The 9530-nt window shown below is 41.4% G+C and carries 8 protein-coding genes; 3 read left to right on the top strand and 5 right to left on the bottom strand.

Features of this window, described 5'->3' with window-relative positions:
• Both NTV63_03980 and prs read right to left on the bottom strand, forming a co-directional pair.
• Window positions 1-362, bottom strand: a 362-nt coding sequence (locus tag NTV63_03980; protein MCX6710078.1) for a 30S ribosomal protein S6e, incomplete at its 3' end; no start/stop codon positions are given.
• A 153-nt stretch (window positions 363-515) separates the two neighbouring features.
• Complete coding sequence (prs, locus tag NTV63_03975) at window positions 516-1526, bottom strand: ribose-phosphate diphosphokinase (GenBank protein MCX6710077.1); 1011 nt, start codon at window positions 1524-1526, stop codon at window positions 516-518.
• Between the two features lie 188 nt (window positions 1527-1714).
• On the opposite strand from prs, the gene map reads away from it, so the two are divergent.
• Window positions 1715-2599, top strand: coding sequence for a type II methionyl aminopeptidase (gene map / locus NTV63_03970; GenBank protein ID MCX6710076.1), 885 nt, complete (start codon window positions 1715-1717; stop codon window positions 2597-2599).
• Between the two features lie 85 nt (window positions 2600-2684).
• Here the strand turns inward: map and NTV63_03965 are convergent, their stop codons facing one another.
• Both NTV63_03965 and NTV63_03960 read right to left on the bottom strand, forming a co-directional pair.
• Window positions 2685-4637, bottom strand: a complete 1953-nt coding sequence (locus NTV63_03965; protein ID MCX6710075.1) for an ATP-dependent DNA helicase — start codon at window positions 4635-4637, stop codon at window positions 2685-2687.
• A 273-nt stretch (window positions 4638-4910) separates the two neighbouring features.
• The gene (locus NTV63_03960) at window positions 4911-5306 is read right to left on the bottom strand and encodes a hypothetical protein (protein ID MCX6710074.1); all 396 of its coding nucleotides are present in this window, start codon (window positions 5304-5306) and stop codon (window positions 4911-4913) included.
• Between the two features lie 234 nt (window positions 5307-5540).
• Between NTV63_03960 and queA the strand changes: the two genes are divergently transcribed.
• Together queA and NTV63_03950 are read left to right on the top strand one after the other, a co-directional pair.
• The gene (gene queA, locus NTV63_03955) at window positions 5541-6563 is read left to right on the top strand and encodes a tRNA preQ1(34) S-adenosylmethionine ribosyltransferase-isomerase QueA (protein ID MCX6710073.1); all 1023 of its coding nucleotides are present in this window, start codon (window positions 5541-5543) and stop codon (window positions 6561-6563) included.
• Window positions 6564-6796: 233 nt separating this feature from the next.
• A complete protein-coding gene (locus tag NTV63_03950; GenBank protein MCX6710072.1) occupies window positions 6797-8677 on the top strand; it encodes a hypothetical protein in 1881 nt (626 codons plus the stop codon).
• A gap of 30 nt (window positions 8678-8707) precedes the next feature.
• On the opposite strand, the gene NTV63_03945 is transcribed toward NTV63_03950, so the two are convergent.
• Window positions 8708-9361, bottom strand: coding sequence for an epoxyqueuosine reductase QueH (locus NTV63_03945; GenBank protein MCX6710071.1), 654 nt, complete (start codon window positions 9359-9361; stop codon window positions 8708-8710).
• Window positions 9362-9530: the final 169 nt, after the last annotated feature.

The following is a 9530-nucleotide window of genomic DNA, read 5'->3' as shown; positions in this document are numbered from 1 at the left end:
GGGAGGGGTGATTTTCCATATTTCAGGATTTTAATGTTTATCTGGGAAATCTTAACATGGATTGAGTTTCCGCATACGCTCTTTCTCAGCCTTTCACCCTTCTTCACATCCCTTATTCCCTTTCCCTTAACGCTGTAAATCTTTTTCCTGATTACATCATCAAGGTCTTTTCTCATGGGAAATCCGCAGTAATCAGAGCCCCCTGTAATCTCAAACTCATATCCTGGGATTCCGATTGACTCACCGGAAATCTTTTCTCCAATCTTCATTCCTATGAACTTTCCAGCTTCCTTGTCTTTTACCTCATGCTTATAGCTCTTTCCTGTTTTTGGATCAGCAATTACAAGCTTAAATTCCGCCATTTTAAGTCCTCCTTACCTGCTTTGTTAAAATTGTGTTTTATTTACAAGATTTAGGTTCTATTTAAATAATTTACTAATAAAGAGAGATGGGAAAATCATGGACAGCAGTTGAAAGGCAAAAATCAGTTTAGAAAAAAAATAATTTGGAAATATTCACTTGAAAAGCGCGCTTAAGGACTCTCCAACAGCAGTTCTGTAAATTGCCTCTGCTATAAGAGGGGACATGTCCAGGATTTCAAGCTTCTCATCTGAAATAGCGGGCATCCTGGTGTTGCTTACAAAAACCCTTTCAAAATAGGGTTTTACAGTTGAAAAGCCGTCTGTGAAAAGGGCATGGGTTGAGTATGTGTAAATCTTATTTGCATTCGCGTTTTTCAGTGCCTGGCTTGCCTTGACAAGGGTGTTTCCTGAGTCAATTATGTCATCTATTATTATAACATTCCTGCCTTCAGCATCTCCTGCAATTCTATAATCATTGGAAACCTCTCCTGCCTTAGGCCTCTGCTTGTATCCCACAATAAGATTTGTTTCCTTGTTGTAATTTGTGACAATCTTATCCTTAAATGTGCTTGCCCTCAAAGTTCCCCCTGCATCAGGGGTCATTATGGCAAGCTCCTCTTCCAAAAGCTCAGGATGCTTGTCAAAAATCTGCTTGACAGCATAGGGAAAGCTCAGAAGATTGTCAAAAGGCAGGTTGTAGAAGCCCTGAATCTGGGGTGCGTGGACATCCACTGTTATAACTCTGTTCGCGTAAAGGCAGAGCGCATCTGCAATGCTTCTTGCGCTTATTGGAACCCTTGACTCATCCTTCCTGTCCTGCCTGCTGAAAGGAAGGTATGGAAAGATGTCAATAAGCTCTGAAGCTGAGGAGAATTTTATTGCATAATTTATCAGATGCACCTGGAGAAACCATTCATCAGGGTTAAGCGATGAGTCATGGATGAAAAAGCAGGTCTTCTTCCTTATGTTTTCCTGGATTTTCGGCTTTATCTCTCCGTCCCGGAACCTCTTAATCTCTATACCGATAAGCGCAATCTTGTCCTCAAGCCCCTCCTCGCGCTTGCACATCTTTTTTACTTTTGAATAGACCTCCTCGGCAAACTTCCAGCATCTGCCCTCAGGATTTGCAAGAATAGCAAACGGCTTGTCAATAAGGCTTGTCATAAGAATAAACTTGGGAAAGCGCTTTTTATTCTTTTCTAATGTTAAAAATATAAGACAAAAGCAATAGGACAAGGCAATAGGACAGAACAGCTGCAAAAAGCGGTTTTTCCTAAAATTTTATATAATTAAGGCATTCCAACCTGAATTAAGGATATTAATTCAACTCCTAAAGGTGATTTACAATAGCAATAGAAAAATTAAATGACTGGATAAAAGCGGGAAAGATGGCTTCTGAGGCAAGGGAATACGGAAGGGGGCTCATAAAAGAGGGCGAATCCCTTCTTGAAGTCACTGAAAAAATAGAGGCAAAGATAAGAGCCCTTGGGGGCAACTTTGCATTCCCAGTCCAGATTTCAAGAAACCACATAGCAGCGCACTACTGCTCTGATTCATCTGACAAAACCATCTTTGAAAATGGGGACATGGCAAAGCTGGACTTGGGGATTGAAATCAACGGCTGCATCTCAGACACTGCCTGCACAGTATACCTCGGCGATGACCCTAAAATGAAAGAGCTTGTCCAGGCTTCAAAGGACGCACTTGATGCTGCGCTAAAAATAATCAGAAACGGTGTTTCAATAGGAGAAATCGGCGCGCAAATCCAGAATGCAATCACAAAATACGGATTTTCTCCGATAAAAAACCTTTCAGGGCACGGACTTGCAGATTTTGACATCCATTCAGAGCCGTCAATTCCAAACTTTGCAACCTCATCCAATAACAAGCTTTTTGAGCAGGTGGTTGCAATTGAGCCGTTTGCAACAACTGGTGCAGGAATGGTTGTGGAAAGCCCAAATGCCAGCGTCTTCTCAATTATAGAACGTAAGCCTATAAGAGACATAATAAGCAGGAAGGTGCTTTCTGAAATAGATGAGTACAACGGGCTTCCATTTGCAAAAAGGTGGCTTGAGCAGAAATTCCCGAGCGCACAGGTGAATTTTGCGCTGAGGCAGCTCATAAATGCTGAGATAATCGGGGAATACCCGCCGTTGTCAGAAGTCAGCAGGGGGATGGTGAGTCAGGCAGAGCACACTGTTATTGTCTCTGACAAGGTTATTGTCACAACCCTCTGATTGGTAAGATTTCAATTAAAAAATTCTTTATTAAGTTTTTATTGCGGTTATGCTTTTGATTTACTCTTCTGCTTTTAGTTTACTTTTAATTTCCCTTCCTGCCCTCAAAGAAATCCCGGAGCGCTTTTTCATAGTCAGATGAAACCTTAAGGTTCCAGTCAGTGGGCATAAGCGCCTTGTAATTGTCATATGCATAGCGCTTGTCAAGAAAAATCAGGGCACCGTAGTCAGTGCTGCTTCTTATGCAGCGCCCCGCACTCTGGATTGCCTTGTTTATTGCAGGGATGAAATAGCCGTACTCAAAACCCTTCCCGAATTTCTCAGCATAATACTGCACGAGCTTTTTCACCTTGATTCCAGGAGGCCTGAGCGGAAGCCCGACAAGAACAACGCTCTTAAGCTTGTTGGGAAGGTCAATTCCCTCTGAAAAAGAGGCTCCTACAACCGCGCACAATACTCCCATCTCATCTTTCAGGAATGAATTTATCAGTTCAGCCTTCTGCTCCTTCTGGAATTTTCTTTTCTCAATGAAAAAATTCCTCTTTTCTGAAGAAAGGACGGGCATTACAGCAGACATTATTTCATAACTTGGGAAGAAAAGCGCAGCTCTTCCTGGAATTGACTTAAGGATTCCTGCCAAATTCTCTGAAATGTCCCGAAACTGCGCCTCGCTCCTGAACTCATATTTAGTTGTGGTTTTCGGGATTATCAGCGTAAGCCTGTTCTTTTCTGGAAAGGGGCTTTCATAGGATTTAAGGAAGGGATAGTCAAAACCGAGGATGTCGCAGTACATCTCAAGCGGCTCAAGGGTTGCGCTCATGAGAATCAGGGATTTTGCGCCCTCAATAACATCCTTTGTAAGAAGGGCGGGCTCAATGCAGAAATACTCAATCTCAAGCTCCTTGCTGTCAGAATACTGGCTTATTGAGGCGATTGTTATGAACTCATCCTGCTCTGAAGTGGAATTCACAAGAATAAGAAAATCCGCAATCCTTCCAATGAAGCTTTTTCTCTGGGCTTTCCTGACCTCGTCTGCGCAGCGGATAAGCGCTTCAATGGTCTCTTTCAAATCAAAATGCCTCTTCACAAAGTCAATTATCTCGGAATTCTCCAGGAGAATTTCGCTTAAAATTCCCCTTCTCTTTGAAATCTCTGATTTCTTTTTCCTGAAAAATCCCTGAAGCGCAAGAAGCTGCTCCTCAATCCCGAACTTGAACCTCTTTGCCTCTGAAATCGCAAGCTCAATTGTCTTCTCGCTTATCCTCTGCGAAAGCATCTCTCTTAGCCTTTCGGGGAGATTGTGCGCCTCATCTATTATTATCACTGAGTTCTCAAGCTCAGCAGATATCTTCTTGAAGAAAATCGCCCGGATGTCGGGGTTGAAGATGTGGTTGTAGTCGCAGATTATGACATCAGCATTCCTTGCAACCCCGCATGCCACCTCGTAAGGGCACACATACTTCTCAATGCAGGATTCCCTTATCTCCTGCCTTGATGCGCACCTTTTCTCAAAAGAGCTGACAAGTCCCAAAGATGCGCCTGAAAAAATCTTCTCATTGCTCTCCTTGTCAAAGGTGTTCCTGTAGAAAAAGCATTTTTTGCTTTCACGTAATGATTTGCAGTATTCGCTGAACTCTGTTGAGGAGAATATTGTAACGTCCTCAAAGCCGCACATGTATTTCTTGCCGAATATGTCTGCGGCAACAATCTCCTTTCCGTTTTTCTCATTTAATGTTTTTATTGTCTCAAGCACAATCTTGTGCTGGGTGTGCCTTCCTGTGAGAAAGAAAATCTTCAGCTTCTTTTCGCTGTGCTTATGCTCTGATGCGAGCTTGAGGATTGGGGAAAGGGCGCCTGCTGTCTTTCCGATTCCTGTTGGCGCGTTTATCAGGATGCTTTTCCCGGAAGATGCTGCCCGGTAGATGTCAAGCAGAAGCTTTCCCTGCCCTGTCCTTATGCTTTCATGGGGAAAAAACCCAAGAATTGAATTCACAATATCTGAATTGTCAGCGCCTTCAGGCGTTGCTTTGTCATCCATAAAAAAAAGATTAAGTATTCTGTTTAAAAATTATGCTATTGGAGAAGTCCAGTGCCCGGCTTGGAGTAATCAAATTATATCATAAACATCATAAAAATCCGCTGAGAGCGTTTGACCGGACGCTCTCTGATTCGCGGATTTTTAGGATACAAAAAGGCGCTGTATCTCGCAACTAAAGTAATGAGTTTTAGCGCCTTTTTTGTATAAAGAAGGAAAAATAGAATACAAAAAATGGAATGCAAAAGAAAACATTAAAAAACATTAAAGAAAAAATTAATTTGGAGGATTCCTCAGCTCCTTGTACCACATCTGCCCGATTCTTGTGAGCTCCTGCACAAAGCTGTCTGAAACCTTGTAAATCTTCTTGTAAAGGTCATAATAGATGAGCCCCATGCTCTTCATTGGAGTGAGAATCCTGTCGTAAAACTGCCTTTTGTTGTAAGACAGCTTTATTGTCTTTCCGACAAAGGGAGCCCTGTTGACTTTTGTAACAAGCTTTCCCTCATGCAGCCTTGTTGCAAAATCAGACATCTGAGATTTTGTAAGCTCTCCCCCCTTCTGCTTCATCTCCCTCATCAGGGCTTCTGCAACAATTATCTGCTGCTCTGTTGCAAATATTACCTCGAATATGTCCTCAGGAAGATTAAACTTGTCAAATAAAATTACCATGTTACACCCCCTAAATCAGAAAAAAAGGATTACTAATATATAAATTTTACTCAATGATATATCAATATATCTAAATGGTGTTAAAATAATATTAAGTTTATACTAAAAGGTAAAAATCAACAATGGAGTATCAATTGCATTTTTCTGCTGAATTTTCAGCCATCTTTTTCATAAGATTTTTTTGAAACTTTTCAGCAAAATGTTTTTATAGTGCTCATTATGACTCTATCAGTAATGGAAAAAGAAGAGAGGAAATGGAGCCTGTCGGATTTTGACTATGAATTTCCACGGGAGCTCATAGCGCAGAAGCACGCAATTCCGAGAGACAGCTCAAGGCTCATTGTTGTGAAAGACAAAATTGAGCACAGCTATTTCTATAATCTTGCCGATTACATCAATCCCGGGGATGTGATTGTCCTCAACAACACAAGAGTAATCCCTGCAAAATTCTTCGGCAAAAAGGCAACAGGGGGAAAGGCAGAGCTCCTTCTCATCAGGCTTCTCGGGACAGGGAACTGGGAATGCCTGATAAACGGCAGAAACATAAAAGAGGATGACATCCTCTACTTCAAGGGATTCTCGTGCACTGTGCTTAAAAGGAATGAGGGCAAATTCATAGTGAACTTCAGCGGCCCCATTGAAAAATTAATGGAGTCATCTGGAGAAATGCCCCTGCCGCACTACATAAAGGAAAAGCTGACTGACCCTGAAATGTACCAAACGATATACGCAAAGAAAAAAGGCGCGATTGCATCCCCTACAGCAGGGCTTCACTTCACTCAGGAATTAATAGAAAGAATCAGGAAGAAGGGCGCAGTCTTTGTTGAACTAACACTGCATGTGAGCCTTGGGACATTCAAGCCAGTGCACAACATAGAAACCCACATTATGGATTCTGAGTATTATGAGATAAACCGGGAGTCTGCTGATACGATAAACAATGCATTCAAAAGCGGAAAGAGGATTTTTGCTGTTGGGACAACTGTATTAAAAACCCTTGAAACAGTGTCAGAGAACGGCATTGTAAAGCCCGGGAGCGGAGGCTCGCAAATTTTCATAAAACCGGGCTATAAATTCAACTCACCTGTAAGCGCAATAATAACGAACTTTCACATTCCCAAGTCAACCCTTATTATGATGATTGCTGCATTCGGCGGTTATGAGAGGATAATGGCTGCTTACAAGGAGGCAATAAGGGACAGATACCATCTCTTCAGCTTTGGGGATTCAATGCTTCTTTTCAGGGAAGGCGCCTGAACTTTCTTAAGAAATCATGTCACTCTTAAGTAGAGAAAAGTTTATAAACGTGCCTGTGCATCATTATTAAAAGGCAATACCATGAGCAAGCTCTCAGAGGTCAGGAAAAGAATACGCAACAATGTGAGCTGGCTTTGCGCGTATTTTTCTAATTTTGACTTGTTTTCAAGAGAGAGCAGAAAAAAATCATTGAATCGGAATACCGACCGAAAATTGCGGAGATTTCAGGGCTTTTGGAAATAATCCCCCATGCCCCTTTAGAAATTGATGAAATCTTCAATGCAGTAAGCTCATATGATGAAGAAAGCATTTTTGACATCAGGTGCAACTGCTTCTACGGAAACAATGAAAAGCCCTCTTCTGAGGCGGGAATAAACGAAAGCATTGTAGGGCTTGAGGAAAAGCTTATGATAAAAGACAGCCCTGAGGCAAGATTCATACTTTTCAATGCAATAAACCATCAGGCGGGAAAGCACGTTTATGACTTCAGCCAGAAGAAGTACAGATTTACGCATAACAACCTCCTTAACATAATAAAATCATCCGGGAATGAAAATCCTGTTGAAATGCTTAACCTTAATCCGGTAATGTACAAGAAAGACAGGAATTCTCTTATAAGCGCCCTCCAGGCAGGGAACATCTTTGATGTTGAATATGATTCTGAAACCGGGGAAAAAGGGAACTTGCGGATGAATAAAAACGAGTTTGAGGCATACCTTCTTCATGAGATAAGCTGCTTCCTTACAAAGAGCTTTGACATGGAAGAATTGAGAGAAAGAATCACAGAAAAGTCAAAAAACATCGCTGAAAAAATCTTCAGCTTCTACAAATGCGAACTTGAGGAGAATTCTGAAGTGAAAATTGAAAGCCTTGAAATGAAAACAAGGGATTATGAGATTGAGACAATGCTCCAGAAATACATACTTACCAACGAAAGAACAATTCAGCTTGACTTTGAATGGAAGAAAGGCGAACCTAAAAACAGGTATGGAATTGCCTTTGGACCTTCAAATGAAACGCTTTATGAATGCCTTTTAGACACATTTGACAAGAACCTGAAAGGGCTAAAGGACATCTTCCAGTCAATAAGCGACGAGGGAGTTGAATATTTTGAGAAAAAAAGCTCAAACTGCGTGATAACATCCTTTGTCATAAACTACGCAATGCGGTTTGGAAAAAAGACAAGAACATGCATTTCATTTGATGGGAAAGGAAGGGACTTCTTCCTTTCAGGAATAAGCCTCAACAGAAAGAAAGTTGAAATAGCAAATATGGGTGAATACGCCCTTTCAGGCGCAAATGACATTCCGCTTGAATACGAGCCTGATATGCTTGAGCTTGACAAGCCAGAGCGCGCGCTTGTGAAAGAGGAACTGCTTAAATCAATAACTCCTGAATATTCCCCTCTTATGGATTACCAAATTCAGGATATTACCCAGATTTTCTCGGCAGTTGAGCCAAAAAGGTTCTGCAGCCATGAAATAGACTATCTTTCAATAGGAAAAGCAGGGAATGATTTCATGAGATATTCAGACCTTTTCGGAATAAAATTCAATGCAGGAGTCCTTGGGGAAAATGCGCTTTCAGGCTCAAACGAGCTCTTCTCAAGCCATGACATAGAATATATTGATGTAAGAGAGGCAGGCGGAAATTTCATGCAGTATTCAACACTCATTGCAAACACGCTTAAGGCGGGAATCCTTGGAGAAAATGCACTAAGCGGATTCAACAAGGGGATAAGCTCAAGATTTGGCGAATATATCATAAACAGGATAATAATAGGCAAAGCGGGAAAAAATTTCATGGACTGCTCATCACTTACAGCAGAAAGCCTTAAGGCAGATGAGATTGGGGCAAATTCGCTTTGCGGAATGCGCGACTACAATCTGCCCCTTTTTGCAAGCCATAATATAGATAAATTAACCGTCAAAAAGACAGGAGAAAGCTTCATGAGATGCGCGCATATTAAAGCAAAAAGCATAAGAATTAATGAGCTTGGGAGAAAATCCCTGCGCGGAATGAAGAACAGGCTTGCTGAAATAAATGTCCGAGACCTTAAGATTGAAAAAAAAGGCAGGGATTGCCTTGAAAATGTCTTCCAAAGGAAAAAATAAGCTGAAAAAATAATCTGAAGAAAATTCTCACTATTGTTTTACCGCCTCTTTCTTTAAACGCTTTTTCATCCTCTTAACTCTTACAGAAATTCCGTTTCCATTCTCAGCAGATGAATTGTCAGAACTTTCAGAAAGAAGTGATTTAGGGAGAGAAAATACGCATCCGCAGTAATTCTGGCGGTAAATTCCAAGCCGCCTGCACTCAGAAATGCTTAATTCCATGCCTCCGCCCTTCTTGAAATCGCCTTCAATGAAAGTAAGAGAATGTTTTTTTGCAACATTTCTCCCAATCCTGTTTATTGTCTCTGCCTTTTTGTTGGAGCCAACTGAGAGTGTTGTTGCAAACAGGGAAAAGCCCCTCTTTTGCGCCTCAGCAGCAGCCACCTCAAGCCTGAGCGCAAAGCATGCATCGCAGCGCAGCCCCCCTTCTGAAAGTGCGGCGTGGTTTTCAACCTTCATCATTGAAGAAAGCCAGGAGTAGGCATCATAATCTCCCTCTATAAAAGGGATTCCCTTCAATGCGCAGTATCTGATTGCCTCTCCCTTCCTCTTTTCATATTCAGCCCTGGGATGAACATTCGGATTGAAGTAAAAAACAGTTATGTCATAGAGCTTTTCAAGATGAAACAAAGTTCCTATGAGGCATGGAGCACAGCAGGTGTGCAATAGTAGTTTTGGCTTCATGAGTAGTACTAAACCAAAGTTGCTTTTATTAGTTTCGATTAATATTTTAAGCAATCATCATATTTATATAATTTGGTTGTTTTGTATAATGTTTATGGACGCAAAAGAAAAAAGCCATGAAAGTTTGGAGGACAAGATAGGCTTTCTAGTTGATTTTTATACAAAGGTG

This window comes from Candidatus Woesearchaeota archaeon (assembly GCA_026394965.1).
In the GTDB taxonomy this organism is placed as follows: domain Archaea; phylum Nanobdellota; class Nanobdellia; order Woesearchaeales; family 0-14-0-80-44-23; genus JAPLZQ01.
This window is presented reverse-complemented; position numbering and strand designations above follow the sequence as displayed.

Excerpts from the sequence above, each read along its gene's own strand:
- prs (MCX6710077.1), bottom strand. The coding sequence starts at position 1,526 with ATGACAAGCCTTATTGACAAGCCGTTTGCTATTCTTGCAAATCCTGAG.
- NTV63_03965 (MCX6710075.1), bottom strand. The coding sequence starts at position 4,637 with ATGGATGACAAAGCAACGCCTGAAGGCGCTGACAATTCAGATATTGTG.
- NTV63_03960 (MCX6710074.1), bottom strand. The coding sequence starts at position 5,306 with ATGGTAATTTTATTTGACAAGTTTAATCTTCCTGAGGACATATTCGAG.
- queA (MCX6710073.1), top strand. The coding sequence starts at position 5,541 with ATGGAAAAAGAAGAGAGGAAATGGAGCCTGTCGGATTTTGACTATGAA.
- NTV63_03945 (MCX6710071.1), bottom strand. The coding sequence starts at position 9,361 with ATGAAGCCAAAACTACTATTGCACACCTGCTGTGCTCCATGCCTCATA.